The following is a 16,357-nucleotide window of genomic DNA, read 5'->3' as shown; positions in this document are numbered from 1 at the left end:
GTTATGTCAAATAACGACCAAAAGCGCGACGAAGGTTACATTGAGAAGCTGGTTCAAGTTAACCGCGTAGCCAAAACCGTTAAAGGCGGCCGTATCTTCACCTTCACCGCGTTGACCGTGGTTGGTGATGGCAAGGGCCGTGTTGGCTTCGGCCGTGGCAAGTCGCGTGAAGTGCCTGCTGCGATCCAGAAGGCAATGGAAGCTGCTCGTCGCAACATGATCCAAGTTGACCTGAACGGCACCACTCTGCAGTACGCAATGAAGTCCGCTCACGGCGCTTCGAAGGTGTACATGCAGCCTGCTTCTGAAGGTACCGGTATCATCGCTGGCGGCGCTATGCGTGCTGTCCTCGAGGTTGCTGGCGTTCAGAACGTTCTGGCCAAGTGCTACGGCTCGACTAACCCTGTAAACGTGGTTCACGCCACTTTCAAGGGTTTGAAAGCTATGCAATCTCCTGAATCCATTGCCGCCAAGCGTGGCAAAAGCGTCAAGGAGATCTTCTGATCATGGCTACCGTTAAAGTAACGCTGATCAAAAGCATGACCGGCCGCATCCCTAACCACAAATTGTGCGTTAAGGGTTTGGGTCTGCGTCGCATCGGTCACACTGTAGAAGTCCAGGATACTCCCGAGAATCGCGGGATGATCAACAAGGCTTACTACATGCTGCGTGTCGAGGGTTAATCGATGAAACTCAATGATCTGAGTCCAGCGCCGGGTTCCCGTCGCGAAAAGCATCGTCCGGGCCGTGGTATCGGTAGCGGTTTGGGTAAGACTGGTGGCCGTGGCCACAAAGGTCAAACCTCCCGCTCCGGTGGCACCATCGCTCCAGGCTTTGAAGGCGGTCAACAGCCGCTGCATCGTCGCCTGCCGAAGTTCGGTTTCGTTTCCCTGAAAGCCATGGATCGCGCAGAAGTGCGTTTGTCCGAGCTGGCTAAAGTGGAAGGCGACATCGTTACCGTGCAGACCCTGAAAGATGCCAACGTGATCAACGTCAACGTACAGCGTGTGAAAATCATGCTGTCCGGTGAAGTGACTCGCGCTGTCACTATCGGCAAGGGAATCGGCGCCACCAAAGGTGCGCGTTCGGCTATCGAAGCAGCTGGCGGCAAGTTCGAGGAATAAATGGCTAAGCAAGGTGCTCTCTCAGCGCTCGGCAAAGGCGGTATGTCTGAACTTTGGGCTCGTCTGCGTTTTCTGTTCCTGGCGATTATCGTCTACCGAATAGGCGCACACATCCCGGTTCCAGGTATCAACCCGGACCGACTCGCAGACCTGTTTCGACAGAATGAGGGGACCATTCTTAGCTTGTTCAACATGTTTTCCGGCGGCGCGCTGGAGCGGATGAGCATCTTTGCACTGGGGATCATGCCGTACATTTCGGCATCGATCATCATGCAGTTGATGAGCGCCGTCAGCCCGCAGCTGGAGCAGTTGAAGAAGGAAGGTGAAGCTGGTCGTCGCAAGATTAGCCAGTACACCCGCTACCTCACTGTCGTTCTTGCTCTTGTCCAGGCGATTGGCATGTCCATTGGCCTGGCAGGGCAGGGCGTAGCGTTCACTGGTGACTTTGGCTTCCATTTCGTCGCGGTAACCACGTTTGTGGCTGGTGCGATGTTCATGATGTGGCTGGGTGAGCAGATTACTGAGCGTGGTGTTGGCAACGGTATCTCGATGTTGATTTTCGCAGGTATCGTCGCCGGTCTTCCGAGGGCAATCGGGCAGTCTTTCGAGTCTGCACGTCAGGGTGATATCAATATCTTCGCCTTGGTTGCCATCGGTTTGCTGGCAGTAGCGATTATCGGTTTTGTGGTGTTCATTGAGCGTGGCCAGCGTCGTATTGCTGTTCACTACGCCAAGCGTCAGCAGGGCCGCAAGGTCTTCGCCGCGCAGACCAGCCACTTGCCGCTGAAAGTGAATATGGCCGGTGTAATTCCTGCTATCTTCGCGAGCAGCATTTTGCTGTTTCCGGCTTCGTTGGGTGCCTGGTTCGGTCAGTCTGAAGGTATGGGCTGGTTGCAGGACATCTCGCAGTCGATCGCTCCTGGTCAGCCGTTGAATATTCTGCTGTTTAGTGCAGGGATTATTTTCTTCTGCTTCTTCTATACGGCGTTGATGTTCAATCCGAAAGACGTAGCGGAAAACCTGAAGAAGTCCGGTGCCTTTATTCCGGGTATTCGTCCAGGCGAGCAGTCGGCACGCTACATTGATGGCGTTCTGACCCGTTTGACCCTGTTCGGTGCTCTATATATGACGGCCGTGTGCTTGTTGCCCCAGTTCCTGGTGGTTGCAGCAAACGTTCCGTTCTACCTTGGCGGGACCTCGTTGCTGATCGTCGTCGTGGTTGTGATGGACTTCATGTCCCAAGTACAATCGCACCTCGTTTCGCACCAGTACGAATCCCTGATGAAGAAAGCCAACCTGAAGGGCTACGGCAGCGGCATGTTGCGCTGAGTACCCCATAAGGTTCGAGGAGTTGGTGATGAAAGTTCGTGCATCGGTGAAAAAGCTGTGCCGTAACTGCAAGATTATTCGCCGCGAAGGTGTTGTTCGAGTAATTTGCAGCGCGGAACCGCGTCACAAACAGCGCCAAGGCTGAGTGTGATCCGCTTGAAGCCCGGCAGCTAGTGCGCTGCCGGGTTGATTATTTGTTATTACAGCGATATTATCTCGCGCCCTATTTCTTGGCTTCCGGGGCGTAGGTAGCTGTCAATTGGAGTCCCACTGAATGGCCCGTATTGCAGGCGTTAACATTCCAGATAACAAGCACACTGTTATCTCGCTGACCTACATCTATGGTGTTGGTCGCACTACTGCGCAGAAAATTTGCGCAGTTGCTGGGGTAAACCCAGCCGCTAAGATCAAGGATCTGAGCGACGAGCAGATTGAATCGCTGCGTGGCGAAGTGGCGAAGTTCACCACTGAAGGTGACCTGCGTCGCGAAATCAACATGAAAATCAAGCGTTTGATGGACCTCGGTTGCTATCGCGGTCTGCGTCATCGTCGTGGTCTTCCAGTGCGCGGTCAGCGTACCAAGACTAACGCGCGTACCCGTAAAGGTCCGCGTAAGCCGATCCGCAAGTAATCGCCCCAGCGAATCGACAGGAAAATTATCATGGCAAAACCTGCTGCTCGTCCTCGTAAAAAAGTTAAAAAGACAGTGGTTGATGGCATCGCCCACATCCATGCGTCTTTTAACAATACCATCGTGACCATCACCGACCGTCAAGGTAACGCGCTTTCTTGGGCTACCTCCGGTGGTTCGGGTTTCCGCGGTTCCCGCAAGTCCACCCCGTTTGCTGCTCAAGTAGCTGCTGAACGTGCTGGTCAAGCTGCGCTGGAATATGGCCTGAAAAACCTCGACGTTAACGTCAAGGGTCCAGGTCCAGGTCGTGAGTCTGCTGTCCGTGCTTTGAACGGCTGTGGCTATAAGATCGCCAGCATCACCGACGTGACGCCAATCCCGCACAACGGGTGCCGTCCGCCGAAGAAGCGCCGCGTGTAATCCAGGAGATTGTAAAGAATGGCTCGTTACATTGGTCCAAAATGCAAACTCGCTCGTCGCGAAGGCACCGATCTCTTTCTGAAGAGCGGCGTGCGCGCGATCGAATCGAAGTGCAACATTGAAGCAGCACCTGGTATCCACGGCCAACGCCGCGGTCGCCAGTCCGACTACGGCACCCAACTGCGTGAAAAGCAGAAGGTCCGTCGTATCTACGGCGTTCTCGAGCGTCAGTTCAGCGGCTACTACAAAGAAGCTGCTGGCAAGAAAGGTGCAACCGGTGAAAACCTGCTGCAACTGCTCGAATGCCGTCTGGACAACGTTGTATACCGTATGGGCTTTGGTTCGACTCGTGCCGAATCCCGTCAGCTGGTATCGCACAAATCCGTCAGCGTAAACGGCCAAACCGTTAACGTCCCGTCCTACCAGGTTCGTGCTGGTGACGTGGTCGCGATTCGCGAGAAAGCAAAAAACCAACTTCGCATTGTCCAAGCTCTCGATCTGTGTGCCCAACGTGGCCGCGTAGAATGGGTAGAAGTAGACACTGAGAAGAAGTCGGGCGTTTTCAAGAACGTTCCTGCTCGCAGTGATCTGTCCGCCGACATCAACGAAAGCCTGATTGTCGAGCTCTACTCCAAGTAAGGGCTAGAAAATAGGTGCATCCATGCAGATTTCGGTAAATGAGTTCCTGACACCCCGCCACATTGATGTGCAGGTTGTCAGTCCAACCCGCGCCAAGATCACTCTCGAGCCTCTCGAGCGTGGTTTTGGCCACACCCTGGGCAACGCGCTGCGCCGCATCCTGTTGTCCTCAATGCCCGGCTGTGCAGTAGTCGAGGCCGAGATTGACGGTGTGCTCCACGAGTACAGCGCCATCGAAGGTGTACAGGAAGACGTAATTGAAATCCTGTTGAACCTTAAAGGTCTGGCTATCAAGCTGCACGGCCGTGACGAAGTTACGCTGACCTTGTCGAAGAAGGGTTCGGGGGTGGTTACCGCTGCCGATATTCAGCTGGATCATGATGTCGAGATCGTTAACCCCGATCACGTAATCGCTAACCTGGCGTCTAACGGCGCCCTGAACATGAAGCTCACCGTAGCTCGTGGTCGTGGTTATGAACCGGCCGACTCGCGTCAGAGCGATGAAGACGAAAGCCGCAGCATTGGTCGCTTGCAGCTTGACTCTTCGTTCAGCCCGGTTCGCCGTATCGCATACGTGGTGGAAAACGCCCGTGTCGAGCAGCGTACTAACCTGGACAAGCTGGTTATTGATCTGGAAACCAACGGTACTCTGGATCCTGAAGAGGCTATTCGCCGCGCTGCAACCATCCTGCAACAGCAGTTGGCTGCGTTCGTCGACCTCAAGGGTGACAGCGAACCAGTGGTAATCGAGCAGGAAGACGAGATCGATCCGATCCTGCTTCGCCCGGTTGACGATCTGGAACTGACTGTACGTTCGGCTAACTGCCTTAAGGCGGAAAACATTTACTACATCGGTGACCTGATTCAGCGTACCGAAGTAGAACTGTTGAAGACTCCGAACCTGGGCAAGAAATCCTTGACTGAAATCAAGGACGTTCTGGCCTCCCGCGGTCTGTCCCTCGGCATGCGCCTCGACAACTGGCCGCCTGCAAGTCTTAAGAAGGACGACAAGGCGACTGCCTGATCGTCGTAATCACCGAACGTGAGTTTGGTAAGGAATGAACCATGCGTCATCGTAAAAGTGGTCGTCACCTGAGCCGTACCAGCTCGCACCGCAAGGCCATGTTTCAAAACATGGCGGTGTCGCTGTTCGAGCACGAGCTGATTAAAACTACACTGCCGAAAGCCAAAGAACTGCGTCGCGTTGCTGAGCCGCTGATCACTTTGGCCAAGACAGACAGCCTGGCTAACCGCCGTTTGGCTTTCGACCGTACTCGCTCGAAAGCTATCGTTGGTAAGCTCTTCAACGACCTGGGCAAGCGTTATGCTACCCGTGAGGGTGGCTACCTGCGCATCCTCAAGTGCGGTTTCCGCACTGGCGACAACGCGCCTATGGCGTACGTCGAGTTGGTTGATCGTGCTACTGCTGGCGAAGCTGTATCCGCCGAGTAAGACGACAGTCTGCTACGAAAAACCGGGCCTAGTGCCCGGTTTTTTGTGGGCGATGGAAAAGCATCCGGTTGTGGGGATGATGCTTATTGTCGAGCGGCAACAGGCCACTTGATCGAACGAGGGTCCGCTTCCTGATTCTTCTCGAGTAGGAAGGTGCCGTCTTGCTTGGGGATGTTCTGGTCGCTGGGGATGTGAGCTTGCTGTCCGAAGATGCCGGTCTTGGCATTAAATGTCAGGTCATGCAGCGCCACATTTCCGTACCAGTCCTCTGAGGGGAGTGAGATATAACTGATGGCGTAGTCTTGATCTGCGAAGGAGCCTTTCACGACATAGACGCCATAGTGCTCTTCACCCGGAGAAATGATTTTGTATAACCCATTTTCATAGTAATAAAGCGTCGCTTCCTTGAAGGGTTTGGCGTCATAAAGCTTCTGATAGGTCAGGTGGTGGATATGGGTAGGCTTACCGAATGTGACGTCAATGGACGGGGCTGCAGGAGCTGCCAGAGCCGGAATACTGAAGGTTAAGAACATCAATCCCATCAAATTTATTTTCATCATTGTGTGCCATGACTTTTCTGGGGTGGGGCCTGAGTATATGAGTTCGGGTACCTAAAAATTATTTCTGAGCCCCCAAGGAATCTTTAGCAAATGTACCAATACCGGTTCCACGGCCAGTGGCCTGTTTGGCTTTGGCTATTTGAATCAGAATTTCGTTAGTAATTAACTATCGATGTGCATGATTTAATAAATTTGATGGTGTCATCTTCCTGGTCAATACTCTCTCCAAGCCGATTAGCCGGCAGTTCCATGACTGACCTGAGGAGATTGAGCATGAGCCAGAATAAAACCCTTACAACCGCCAGCGGTGCTCCCGTCGCGGATAACCAGAACTCCCGTTCCGCTGGCCCGCGTGGCCCGCTGCTGCTCGACGATTTTCACCTGCTCGAGAAGCTTGCCCACTTCAACCGTGAAAACATCCCAGAGCGTCGTGTACACGCCAAAGGCTCGGGCGCGTATGGCACATTCACGGTGACCAAAGACATCACCCGCTACACCAGTGCCAAACTGTTTGAAGCGGTTGGCAAACAGACTCCGACCTTCTTGCGTTTCTCGACAGTCGGCGGTGAGCGCGGCTCGGCTGATACTGAGCGCGACCCACGTGGTTTCGCACTGAAGTTCTACACCGAAGAAGGGAACTGGGACATCGTGGGCAATAACACCCCGATCTTCTTCATCCGTGACCCGCTGAAATTCCCGGACTTTATCCACACCCAAAAGCGTTTGCCGCAAAGCAATCTGAAAAGTGCGCAGATGAAGTGGGACTTCTGGTCGCATTCGCCTGAGGCGCTGCACCAGGTCACCATCTTGTTCTCGGACCGTGGCATCCCGGATGGCTATCGTCATATGCACGGCTTTGGTAGCCACACCTACAGCCTGATCAGCGCCAAGGGTGAGCGTCACTGGGTCAAGTGGCACTACAAGACCAAGCAAGGCATCAAGAACCTGGCGCCTGCCGATGCTGCACGCCTTGCCGGCACCGACCCGGATTACGCCCAGCGCGATCTGTTCGAGGCCATTGAGCGCGGTGACTTCCCAAAATGGCGGGTGTGCATCCAGATCATGACCGAGGCCCAGGCCAACGCTCATTACGAGAACCCTTTCGACGTGACCAAAACCTGGTCGCAGAAAGAATTCCCGCTGATTGAAGTGGGGGAACTGGAGTTGAACCGCAACCCGCAGAACTACTTCGCCGAAGTGGAGCAGGCCGCGTTCGGTCCAAGCAACATGGTGCCTGGTGTCGGTTTGTCGCCGGATCGCATGCTGCAAGGTCGCGTGTTCGCTTACGCTGACGCACACCGCTATCGTATTGGTACCAACCACCAGCACCTGCCGGTGAATGCCTCGCGCAGCCCGGTCAACAACTACCAGCGCGATGGCTCCATGGCGTTTGGCAGCAACGGTGGCGCGGCTCCCAACTACGAGCCCAACAGCTACAGCGATGCGCCCAAACAGGCTCCGCAGTACGCAGAACCTGCTCTGGCCCTCAGTGGTGTGGCGGATCGCTACGATCACCGCGAAGACACTGACTACTACAGCCACGCCGGTGCGTTGTTCCGCCTGATGAATGCTGAGCAAAAAGCGCTGTTGATCAACAACATCGCCGGCGCGATGGCGGGAGTTTCCAGCGATGTGGTTCAGCGTCAGTTGCAGCACTTCTTCAAGGCCGATCCGGCTTATGGAGAAGGGATCGCAACGGCACTGGGTGTATCGATTAACTAACTCTAAGTGATAAGCAGAACCGCCCTCATTTGGGCGGTTTTTGCGTTATTTCAGCTACTTTTCTCCGAAAAACTTCACTTTTATGCCGTTCATCCCGTGACCTGCGGGTCCGCTTGGTTCAAACTACAGCCTTTCAAGCAGGGAGATGTAGGGCGATGCAAGGTCACCCCGACGTAATCGATTACCTCAACACGTTGCTGACGGGCGAACTGGCAGCTCGTGACCAATATTTCATCCACTCGCGTATGTACGAAGACTGGGGCTTTACCGAGCTCTACGAGCGTATCAACCACGAAATGGAAGAAGAGGCACAGCACGCCGACGCACTGATGCGCCGTATCCTGATGCTCGAAGGCACGCCGCGTATGCGTCCTGACGACCTGGATACCGGCACCACCGTGCCTGAGATGCTCGCCAGCGACTTGCGCCTGGAATACAAGGTTCGCGCTGCGCTCTGCAAGGGCATTGAGCTTTGCGAAAAGCACAACGACTATGTGACCCGGGAAATCCTGCGCGTACAGTTGAACGATACCGAAGAAGATCACACTTATTGGCTGGAAAAACAGTTGGGTCTGATTAAGTTGATCGGCCTGGAAAACTACCTGCAATCGCAGTTCTGATTCCGCCGGCATAAAAAAGCCCCTGTCACCGTAGCGGTGACAGGGGCTTTTTGTTGGGCCCGAAAACTCAGGCCCGGTCGCGCGCCAGCAACGGCTTCAGATAGTAGCCAGTGTGGGACTGCGGCATCTCCGAAACCTGCTCCGGCGTACCCACCGCAATAATCTGCCCACCCTTGGAACCGCCTTCCGGCCCCAGGTCCACCAGCCAGTCGGCTGTCTTGATCACATCCAGGTTGTGCTCGATCACCACTACGGTATTGCCGTGGTCGCGCAAACGATGCAGTACGTCGAGCAATTGCTGGATATCCGCGAAGTGTAAACCGGTGGTCGGCTCATCGAGGATATACAGGGTCTTGCCGGTATCGCGCTTGGACAGCTCGCGGGACAGCTTCACCCGCTGCGCCTCACCACCGGACAGCGTAGTCGCCGACTGCCCTAGCTTGATATACGACAAGCCCACGTCCATCAGGGTCTGGAGCTTGCGTGCCAGGGCTGGCACTGCATCAAAGAACACCCGCGCTTCCTCGATGGTCATCTCGAGGGTTTCATGGATGTTCTTGCCCTTGTATTTGATCTCCAGGGTTTCGCGGTTGTAGCGCTTGCTCTTGCACACATCGCACGGCACGTAGATGTCCGGCAAAAAGTGCATCTCGACCTTGATCAAGCCGTCGCCCTGGCACGCCTCGCAGCGCCCGCCCTTGACGTTGAAGGAGAAACGCCCAGGCCCATAACCCCGGGAGCGGGACTCCGGCACGCCGGCAAACAGTTCGCGTATGGGCGTGAACAGCCCGGTATAGGTCGCCGGGTTGGAGCGGGGGGTACGACCAATCGGGCTCTGGTCGATATCCACCACCTTGTCCAGCAGCTCCAGGCCCTTGATGCTGTCATGGGCGGCAGCTTCCAGGGTGGTGGCACCGTTCAATGCGGTGGCGCTGAGGGGGAACAGGGTGTTGTTGATCAGCGTCGACTTGCCTGAGCCGGATACACCGGTCACGCAGGTCAGCAGGCCCAGAGGGATTTCCAGATCGACATTGCGCAGGTTGTTGCCGCGCGCGCCCTTGAGGTGCAGCGCCTGTTTTTTGTTACGTGGCGTACGTTTGGCCGGCACTTCGATTTTCACCCGGCCAGACAAGTATTTGCCGGTCAATGAGTCCGGGTGGGCCATGACTTCGGCCGGTGTGCCCTGGGCAACAATATGGCCGCCATGCACGCCCGCACCGGGGCCGATATCGACGACGTAGTCCGCCAGGCGAATGGCATCCTCATCATGCTCGACCACGATCACCGTGTTGCCGATATCCCGTAGGTGCTTGAGCGTGCCCAGCAAGCGATCGTTGTCGCGCTGATGCAGGCCGATGGAGGGTTCGTCGAGGATGTACAGCACGCCCACCAGGCCGGCACCGATCTGGCTGGCCAGGCGAATGCGCTGGGCCTCGCCACCGGACAGGGTGTCGGCACTGCGATCCAGGGACAGGTAGTCCAGGCCCACGTTGACCAGGAACTGCAGGCGCTCGCGGATTTCCTTGAGGATCTTGTCGGCAATCTCGCCGCGGCGCCCGGTCAGCTTCAGTACGCCGAAGTATTCGCAGGCATCGCCGATCGGCAGGTTGGTCACCGCCGGCAGGGTCTTCTCGCCGACCCATACGTGGCGGGCTTCGCGACGCAAACGGGTGCCTCGGCAATCCGGGCAGGGCTGGGTGCTGAGGAACTTGGCCAACTCCTCGCGCACGCTGGCCGACTCGGTTTCCCGGTAGCGCCGTTCCAGGTTAGGCACGATGCCCTCGAACGGGTGGGAGCGCTTGACGATATCGCCACGGTCATTGAGGTACTTGAAGTCGACGTTCTGCGAGCCGCTGCCATGCAGGATGACTTTCTGTTGCTCGGCCGGCAACTCGTTGAACGGTACTTCCAGGCTGAATTTATAGTGGGCGGCCAACGACCCGAGCATCTGGAAGTAATACACATTGCGTCGGTCCCAGCCGCGTATTGCGCCCTCCGCCAGCGTCAGGTCGCCATTGACCAGGCGCTTGATATCGAAGAACTGCTTGACCCCCAGGCCATCACAGGTCGGGCAGGCGCCGGCCGGGTTGTTGAAGGAGAACAGCTTGGGCTCCAGCTCGCTGATGGCATGGCCGCAGATCGGGCAGGCAAAGCGCGCGGAGAAGATGATCTCTTCGCCCGGCTCGTCGTCCATCGGCGCCATCAGGGCGATACCATCCGCCAGCTTCAATGCGGTCTCGAACGACTCCGCCAGGCGTTGCTGCAGATCGGCGCGCACCTTGAACCGGTCGACCACTACATCGATGGTGTGCTTCTTCTGTTTATCCAGCTTCGGCGCTTCATCCAACTCATACAGCTTGCCGTTGATGCGGGCGCGGACAAAGCCCTGGGCGCGCAGCTCTTCAAAGACCGACAAGTGCTCGCCCTTGCGCTCGCGAATCACCGGGGCCAGCAGCATCAGCTTGGCGCCTTCCGGCTGGGCCAGCACCAGGTCGACCATCTGGCTGACGGTCTGGGCTTCCAGGGGGATGTCGTGATCCGGGCAGCGCGGGATGCCGACGCGTGCGTACAGCAAGCGCAGGTAATCGTAGATTTCGGTGATGGTGCCCACGGTGGAGCGCGGGTTGTGGGAGGTGGACTTCTGTTCGATGGAAATGGCTGGCGACAGGCCTTCAATGGTGTCGACATCAGGCTTTTCCATCATCGACAGGAACTGCCGGGCATAGGCCGACAGCGACTCCACATAACGCCGCTGACCTTCGGCATACAGCGTATCGAACGCCAGTGATGACTTGCCGGACCCGGACAAGCCGGTGATGACAATCAGTTTGTCCCGGGGCAGGGTCAGGTCGATGTTCTTCAGGTTGTGGGTTCTAGCCCCACGAATCAGGATCTTGTCCAAGATGGCCTCGCACGGCGGGCGTAAATAATGCAGGAGTATACGGCTAAAGACTGGATGAATATACACTGCCAAAAGGCCGCTTGCAGCCTGACATGAAAGCCACGCGGCAAAGCGCCGCATATACCCTCTCAATCGATGGGACTGGTAGAATCGCCGCCGGTTCACACGAGGTTTTTCCATGCACGATCCCCACAGCGAACGCATGAGTAGCGGCGAGACCCGAGCGGCAAGCGGTCTGGCCCTGGTGTTCGCCTTCCGTATGCTGGGTATGTTTATGGTGTTGCCGGTGCTGGCGACCTATGGCATGGACCTCGCCGGCGCGACCCCGGCCCTGATCGGCCTGGCGATTGGTGCCTATGGCCTGACCCAGGCGATTTTCCAGATCCCGTTCGGGATCATTTCCGACCGCATTGGCCGCCGGCCGGTGATCTACCTGGGATTGATCGTCTTCGCCCTGGGCAGCGTGTTGGCAGCCAATGCCGATTCGATCTGGGGCGTGATCGCCGGGCGCATCCTGCAAGGTGCCGGGGCGATTTCCGCGGCGGTGATGGCGCTGCTGTCGGACCTGACCCGCGAACAACATCGCACCAAGGCCATGGCCATGATTGGCATGACCATCGGCTTGTCGTTTGCCGTGGCCATGGTGGTCGGCCCCCTGCTGACCCGCGCCTTTGGCTTGCACGGCTTGTTCCTGGCCACCGGCGGCATGGCGCTGTTCGGCATCCTGGTCGTGGCCTTCATGGTGCCGCGCTCCACCGGGCCGCTGCAGCACCGCGAGTCGGGTGTGGCGAAGCAGGCGCTGCTACCGACCCTCAAGCACCCGGACCTGCTGCGCTTGGATTTAGGTATCTTCGTATTGCACGCGATGTTGATGTGCAGTTTCGTCGCCTTGCCCCTGGCGCTGGTGGAAAAAGCCGGGTTGCCCAAGGAGGAGCACTGGTGGGTGTACCTGACCGCATTGCTGATTTCGTTCTTCGCCATGATCCCGTTCATCATCTACGGCGAGAAGAAACGCAAAATGAAACGAGTTTTGCTCGGCGCCGTCACGACATTGATGCTCACTGAACTATTCTTCTGGCAGTTCGGCGACAGCCTACGGGCGCTGGTAATCGGCACGGTGGTGTTTTTCACCGCGTTCAACCTGCTGGAGGCGTCACTGCCTTCGCTGATCAGTAAAGTTTCACCGGCCGGCGGCAAGGGCACGGCCATGGGGGTGTATTCCACCAGCCAGTTCCTCGGCTCGGCGCTGGGCGGCATCATGGGCGGCTGGATGTTCCAGCATGGCGGTTTGTCGGTTGTGTTCCTCGGATGTGCCGGGCTGGCTGCACTTTGGCTGGTCTTTGCTGTTACCATGCGCGAACCTCCCTACGTCACAAGTCTGCGTTTGCCGCTATCGCCCGAGGCGATCCGTGAAAGCGGTCTGGTCGAGCGCCTGAAGGCCGTCGTAGGGGTAACAGATGCAGTCGTGGTCGCGGAAGAGGCGGCCATTTACATCAAATTGGACACCGAACTATTGGATCGCGCGACGCTCGAGCAACTGGTAAACCCAGTGCCGACAGCGCGCCCAGCCTAGGAGAACGTTATGGCCCGTGGGGTTAACAAAGTCATATTGGTCGGTACATGCGGCCAGGATCCCGAAGTTCGCTACTTGCCTAACGGTAACGCCGTGACCAACCTGAGTCTGGCGACCAGCGAACAGTGGACCGACAAGCAGACCGGCCAGAAGGTCGAGAAAACCGAATGGCACCGTGTGTCGATGTTCGGCAAGGTTGCAGAGATCGCCGGTGAATACTTGCGCAAAGGTTCGCAGGTCTACATCGAAGGCAAACTGCAGACCCGCGAGTGGGAAAAAGACGGCATCAAGCGTTACACCACGGAAATCGTGGTCGACATGCAAGGCACCATGCAACTGCTGGGCGGCCGTCCACAGGGCGACCAACAGGGCCAGGGCGGCATGTCCAACTCGGCACCGCGTCCACAGCAGTCCCGTCCGCAGCCAAGCCAGCAGCCACAGCGTGAGTCGCGTCCAGCGCCACAGCAGGCGGCACCGCAGCCGGCAGCCGACTTCGACAGCTTTGATGACGATATTCCGTTCTAGGATCCGGCTCAGATACTTGATGTAAAGTTTTACCCTGAAAGCCCCGGTGCATAAGCAGCCGGGGCTTTTTTATTGCGCCAGCGCAACCCGCGATGGCCGCGTATCTGCAGGACGCCCGAGGGCGGCTTAGAGAGTGTGTCAGCTCGGGATTTGTCCGAAGCCGCCTTTGGCGTATTTGACGAGAGTGCGACGGATGTCTTCCTCGGTTGTCATCACCAGAGGGCCGTATTTGATGAAAGGTTCACCGATGGGGCTGCCAGCGATGAGCACGAAGTGGCACGGTTCGCTCGAAGTCATCCTTAGTTCGACTTGCGCGCCAGCGCTCACGGTTGTGGAGTGGCCCGCGGGTATGCTCTGCTCCTCTGCATTGCAGTGAACCGTCAATGTACCGCTGACTGCATAAATCCAGGCTTGAAAGCCTTCAGCAAGCGTATGAGCAAATACGCCGTCGGCTTGCAGGGAACCGTCGAGTAAGGTTAGCGGCTCTGGCGTGCCCTCCGCTCCGATGACATCGCCACTGCGTCCCAGTACCACCCGAACGCGGTGTCCGGGTGCCTGAATGATCGGTACCTGTTGTGCCGGTACATGAAGCGTACGCGCGGGTGTCAGCTTGAGATGGCTCGGGAGATTAACGAACACTTGCAGAGCATGGGTGCGAGCATTTGCTTCAGGGACTTCCTCGTGAACCGCGCCACTCGCGGCTGCCAGCCAGTACAGGTCACCAGCTTTGAGTGCGAGGTTGTGCCCCAGGGTGTCACGGTTCAGCAAGTTGCCTTCTGAATCCTCGAACATCACCGTGACGGCAGAAATCCCGGCATGAAGATGCGGTGCGAAAGTGGGCGCGGTCATGACGAAGTGGTCCACCATAAGCAGCGGGTCCATACGGGTGGCAAACATGTCCTCAGAGAAATGCAGAGCGGTGAAGCCTTCGCCGATGGTGTGAGTGACACCCGAGACGATCTGACCCAGTCGTGGGCTGGCGAGTGTGTCGGGTTCAAGCCTGGTGATGTGATTCATGATACGGCCCTCTGATTGGTGTCCTGTTGGGGGGCAATCTAGAGGCGAACCCGGAAACCGAGAAGCCGTCCATTTCAGGATTCAGCGTCCAAGGCAATGGACGATCTACATCAAGACCTTTTTCGGGAATTCTCGGGCCAGGTGATCGAGAAACGCGCGTACTGAAGGCAAGAGTCCTTGCCGAGAAGGAATGAGCGCGGTGATGGTCGAATCGCCCGCCAGCCATTGTGGCAGTACGCGTCGCAAGGCTCCAGACCGTACAGCTGCCTGGCAGATATAGCCCGGCAAGGCCACGATACCCAGGCCGCTGATGGCCGCCTGCTGCAAACCGGTTATATCGTCGCTTTGTAGCCTCGGCTCCAGCGGTATGACCGCTTCTTCGTTCGCGTGATGGGCGTGGCGCAAGCGCCATATTGGCACTGCACCGGGCCGGGCCATGAACAGCGTGGGGTGTTTGTGCAGGTCCTGAGGGGTCTGGGGCTCACCGTTGGCGTCCAGATAACGGGCTCCGCCAAACAGGAACCAGGGGGCCGGCGCAAGTGTGTGCTGTACCAGGTCAGAGTCGGGCAACGGGGCGGAATGAGCGCGCACAGCGACATCGTAGTTTTCACCGACGATGTCGACGGTCCGGTTGGCCGCGAGGGAAACAATATTGACGTTGGGATACTGGGTGAGGAAGTCGGCAATAATTTCCGACATGACGTATTGCATTATCGCGTTGCCCGCCGTGCAGCGAATCGTGCCACTCGGTTCGGTCAGGCGATGCCGGATCGTGCTCTCGGCCAGCTCTGCCTCACGCAGCATGGCGACGGCATGCTGGTAGAAATCCGTTCCGGCGTCGGTCATCCCGAATTTGCGTGAGGTCCGGTTGAGCAGGCGAACGCCCAGATTGTTTTCAAGTCGCTGAATGCGGTGACTGAGGGTGGATTTCGGCATCTGTAAGATTCGACCGGCAGCGGTGAATCCGCCCCGGTCGACCACCTGCACAAAGAAAAAGAAGTCATTGAGATCTAGCACTCATCACCTCATTGTTCGTCTGATTGGACGCTGAGGTGGGATTGTGCCGGGATATTGCAGGCTGATCCAGTGACCCGATGAAGAGGTTTTAGCGGCGAGAAGCAGTGTATATCTGCCCGACCAGCGTGGCCCATGGCATGTCGATAGCACCATAGACAGTCTCTGCTTCTGGTCGGGCATTGTCCTTGAGGATTTCCACCATCAAGCTGGCGTAGTCGGACGGGATCACGCCCGCTTGCATCATGCGCAGCAGACCGGCCTGACGCTTGGTGTCGCTGAACGTGCCGGATGCATCGACTGCCACATAGGCATCGTAGCCCCGGGCTACGGCGGTCATGGCGGGAAAGGCTGCGCAGACCTCAAGGGATACCCCGGCGAAGATCAGTTTCTTGCGCCCGGTGGCTTCAATGGCCTGCGCGACACGTTCGTCGTCATAGGCGTTGACTGATGAGCGGTCGATAATTTCGATGCCTGGCAAGGCGTCGACCAGCTCAGGGAAGGTGGGCCCCCACAAGCTGTCCCGTGCTGTGGTCGTGACCACAATTGGCAGGTTAAGCGCCTTGGCCGCTTTGGCTAATGCCACGACATTGTGTTTCAGCTCACCGATCGAGTAGTCCCGGACCCCGGCTATGAGTCCAACTTGATGGTCGACCAGGATCAGTGCGGCGTTATCAGCAGTCAGTGGGTCATAGCTCAGGGTTTTATCGGTAGGTAAGCTCATTTTTTCAGCCTCTTGAGGGAAATGGTGTTATCTGGCGACCGTGTTCTCGGTCGTAATGAGACCAAAACTACGGGTTAAGCCATTCACTCAGAAGCCCTTGAAACT

Annotated in this window: 19 protein-coding genes; 14 read left to right on the top strand and 5 right to left on the bottom strand. The window is 57.2% G+C overall.

The genetic code is table 11. The annotated features are described in order from the left end of the window. Positions 1 to 3 precede the first annotated feature (3 nt). The 10 genes from rpsE (at position 4) to rplQ (ending at position 5,595) form a co-directional block, all read left to right on the top strand. On the top strand, positions 4 to 504 hold the full coding sequence (gene rpsE, locus AC07W7_RS21305; protein ID WP_003186035.1) for a 30S ribosomal protein S5: 501 nt from the start codon (positions 4 to 6) through the stop codon (positions 502 to 504). Positions 505 to 506: 2 nt separating this feature from the next. After that, positions 507 to 683 (top strand): 50S ribosomal protein L30, encoded by a 177-nt coding sequence (gene rpmD, locus AC07W7_RS21300; protein WP_003176408.1) that lies wholly within the window; start codon positions 507 to 509, stop codon positions 681 to 683. A 3-nt stretch (positions 684 to 686) separates the two neighbouring features. After that, entirely contained in the window at positions 687 to 1,124 is a 438-nt protein-coding gene (gene rplO, locus AC07W7_RS21295) for a 50S ribosomal protein L15 (RefSeq protein WP_003176407.1), read from the top strand. Further along, complete coding sequence (secY, locus tag AC07W7_RS21290; protein WP_053125863.1) at positions 1,125 to 2,453, top strand: preprotein translocase subunit SecY; 1,329 nt, start codon at positions 1,125 to 1,127, stop codon at positions 2,451 to 2,453. 28 nt (positions 2,454 to 2,481) lie between these two features. Continuing rightward, entirely contained in the window at positions 2,482 to 2,598 is a 117-nt protein-coding gene (gene rpmJ, locus AC07W7_RS21285) for a 50S ribosomal protein L36 (protein ID WP_002555468.1), read from the top strand. A 129-nt stretch (positions 2,599 to 2,727) separates the two neighbouring features. Then, entirely contained in the window at positions 2,728 to 3,084 is a 357-nt protein-coding gene (gene rpsM, locus AC07W7_RS21280; RefSeq protein ID WP_076964124.1) for a 30S ribosomal protein S13, read from the top strand. A gap of 30 nt (positions 3,085 to 3,114) precedes the next feature. Next, positions 3,115 to 3,504, top strand: coding sequence for a 30S ribosomal protein S11 (gene rpsK, locus AC07W7_RS21275; protein WP_002555466.1), 390 nt, complete (start codon positions 3,115 to 3,117; stop codon positions 3,502 to 3,504). 18 nt (positions 3,505 to 3,522) lie between these two features. Next, positions 3,523 to 4,143 (top strand): 30S ribosomal protein S4, encoded by a 621-nt coding sequence (rpsD, locus tag AC07W7_RS21270; RefSeq protein WP_003210056.1) that lies wholly within the window; start codon positions 3,523 to 3,525, stop codon positions 4,141 to 4,143. Positions 4,144 to 4,165: 22 nt separating this feature from the next. Next, positions 4,166 to 5,167, top strand: coding sequence for a DNA-directed RNA polymerase subunit alpha (locus AC07W7_RS21265; protein ID WP_003176403.1), 1,002 nt, complete (start codon positions 4,166 to 4,168; stop codon positions 5,165 to 5,167). A gap of 41 nt (positions 5,168 to 5,208) precedes the next feature. Next, entirely contained in the window at positions 5,209 to 5,595 is a 387-nt protein-coding gene (gene rplQ, locus AC07W7_RS21260; protein WP_007918448.1) for a 50S ribosomal protein L17, read from the top strand. 83 nt (positions 5,596 to 5,678) lie between these two features. On the opposite strand, the gene AC07W7_RS21255 is transcribed toward rplQ, so the two are convergent. Beyond that, entirely contained in the window at positions 5,679 to 6,152 is a 474-nt protein-coding gene (locus tag AC07W7_RS21255; RefSeq protein WP_076964123.1) for a hypothetical protein, read from the bottom strand. Between the two features lie 276 nt (positions 6,153 to 6,428). Here AC07W7_RS21255 and AC07W7_RS21250 point away from each other — a divergent pair, with 276 nt between their 5' ends. Together AC07W7_RS21250 and bfr are read left to right on the top strand one after the other, a co-directional pair. Then, on the top strand, positions 6,429 to 7,877 hold the full coding sequence (locus AC07W7_RS21250) for a catalase (RefSeq protein ID WP_495040073.1): 1,449 nt from the start codon (positions 6,429 to 6,431) through the stop codon (positions 7,875 to 7,877). Between the two features lie 155 nt (positions 7,878 to 8,032). Beyond that, positions 8,033 to 8,497, top strand: a complete 465-nt coding sequence (gene bfr / locus AC07W7_RS21245) for a bacterioferritin (RefSeq protein ID WP_029299402.1) — start codon at positions 8,033 to 8,035, stop codon at positions 8,495 to 8,497. A 67-nt stretch (positions 8,498 to 8,564) separates the two neighbouring features. Here the strand turns inward: bfr and uvrA are convergent, their stop codons facing one another. Continuing rightward, a complete protein-coding gene (gene uvrA / locus AC07W7_RS21240; protein ID WP_076964121.1) occupies positions 8,565 to 11,399 on the bottom strand; it encodes an excinuclease ABC subunit UvrA in 2,835 nt (944 codons plus the stop codon). 178 nt (positions 11,400 to 11,577) lie between these two features. On the opposite strand from uvrA, the gene AC07W7_RS21235 reads away from it, so the two are divergent. Continuing rightward, complete coding sequence (locus AC07W7_RS21235; protein WP_495040072.1) at positions 11,578 to 12,972, top strand: MFS transporter; 1,395 nt, start codon at positions 11,578 to 11,580, stop codon at positions 12,970 to 12,972. Between the two features lie 9 nt (positions 12,973 to 12,981). Beyond that, entirely contained in the window at positions 12,982 to 13,497 is a 516-nt protein-coding gene (locus tag AC07W7_RS21230) for a single-stranded DNA-binding protein (protein ID WP_017849542.1), read from the top strand. A gap of 138 nt (positions 13,498 to 13,635) precedes the next feature. Here the strand turns inward: AC07W7_RS21230 and AC07W7_RS21225 are convergent, their stop codons facing one another. The 3 genes from AC07W7_RS21225 to AC07W7_RS21215 all read right to left on the bottom strand — a co-directional run bounded on the left by AC07W7_RS21225 (position 13,636) and on the right by AC07W7_RS21215 (position 16,252). After that, positions 13,636 to 14,514, bottom strand: a complete 879-nt coding sequence (locus tag AC07W7_RS21225) for a pirin family protein (protein ID WP_076964119.1) — start codon at positions 14,512 to 14,514, stop codon at positions 13,636 to 13,638. A gap of 105 nt (positions 14,515 to 14,619) precedes the next feature. Then, positions 14,620 to 15,531: a LysR substrate-binding domain-containing protein gene (locus AC07W7_RS21220; protein ID WP_076964118.1), complete on the bottom strand. Its 912-nt coding sequence runs from the start codon at positions 15,529 to 15,531 to the stop codon at positions 14,620 to 14,622. Between the two features lie 88 nt (positions 15,532 to 15,619). Continuing rightward, positions 15,620 to 16,252 (bottom strand): isochorismatase family protein, encoded by a 633-nt coding sequence (locus tag AC07W7_RS21215; RefSeq protein WP_099169434.1) that lies wholly within the window; start codon positions 16,250 to 16,252, stop codon positions 15,620 to 15,622. Positions 16,253 to 16,357: the final 105 nt, after the last annotated feature.

It is taken from the genome of Pseudomonas sp. GW821-FHT01D09 (assembly GCF_059422465.1).
This window is presented reverse-complemented; position numbering and strand designations above follow the sequence as displayed.

What these genes read in the sequence shown, in the direction of transcription:
- rpsK (WP_002555466.1), top strand. Translation starts at nt 3,115, where the DNA reads ATGGCAAAACCTGCTGCTCGTCCTCGTAAAAAAGTTAAAAAGACAGTG.
- bfr (WP_029299402.1), top strand. Translation starts at nt 8,033, where the DNA reads ATGCAAGGTCACCCCGACGTAATCGATTACCTCAACACGTTGCTGACG.
- rpsM (WP_076964124.1), top strand. Translation starts at nt 2,728, where the DNA reads ATGGCCCGTATTGCAGGCGTTAACATTCCAGATAACAAGCACACTGTT.
- rplO (WP_003176407.1), top strand. Translation starts at nt 687, where the DNA reads ATGAAACTCAATGATCTGAGTCCAGCGCCGGGTTCCCGTCGCGAAAAG.
- rpsE (WP_003186035.1), top strand. Translation starts at nt 4, where the DNA reads ATGTCAAATAACGACCAAAAGCGCGACGAAGGTTACATTGAGAAGCTG.
- AC07W7_RS21230 (WP_017849542.1), top strand. Translation starts at nt 12,982, where the DNA reads ATGGCCCGTGGGGTTAACAAAGTCATATTGGTCGGTACATGCGGCCAG.
- AC07W7_RS21225 (WP_076964119.1), bottom strand. Translation starts at nt 14,514, where the DNA reads ATGAATCACATCACCAGGCTTGAACCCGACACACTCGCCAGCCCACGA.
- rplQ (WP_007918448.1), top strand. Translation starts at nt 5,209, where the DNA reads ATGCGTCATCGTAAAAGTGGTCGTCACCTGAGCCGTACCAGCTCGCAC.
- AC07W7_RS21255 (WP_076964123.1), bottom strand. Translation starts at nt 6,152, where the DNA reads ATGAAAATAAATTTGATGGGATTGATGTTCTTAACCTTCAGTATTCCG.
- secY (WP_053125863.1), top strand. Translation starts at nt 1,125, where the DNA reads ATGGCTAAGCAAGGTGCTCTCTCAGCGCTCGGCAAAGGCGGTATGTCT.
- rpsD (WP_003210056.1), top strand. Translation starts at nt 3,523, where the DNA reads ATGGCTCGTTACATTGGTCCAAAATGCAAACTCGCTCGTCGCGAAGGC.
- AC07W7_RS21235 (WP_495040072.1), top strand. Translation starts at nt 11,578, where the DNA reads ATGCACGATCCCCACAGCGAACGCATGAGTAGCGGCGAGACCCGAGCG.
- rpmJ (WP_002555468.1), top strand. Translation starts at nt 2,482, where the DNA reads ATGAAAGTTCGTGCATCGGTGAAAAAGCTGTGCCGTAACTGCAAGATT.
- AC07W7_RS21215 (WP_099169434.1), bottom strand. Translation starts at nt 16,252, where the DNA reads ATGAGCTTACCTACCGATAAAACCCTGAGCTATGACCCACTGACTGCT.
- rpmD (WP_003176408.1), top strand. Translation starts at nt 507, where the DNA reads ATGGCTACCGTTAAAGTAACGCTGATCAAAAGCATGACCGGCCGCATC.
- AC07W7_RS21265 (WP_003176403.1), top strand. Translation starts at nt 4,166, where the DNA reads ATGCAGATTTCGGTAAATGAGTTCCTGACACCCCGCCACATTGATGTG.
- AC07W7_RS21250 (WP_495040073.1), top strand. Translation starts at nt 6,429, where the DNA reads ATGAGCCAGAATAAAACCCTTACAACCGCCAGCGGTGCTCCCGTCGCG.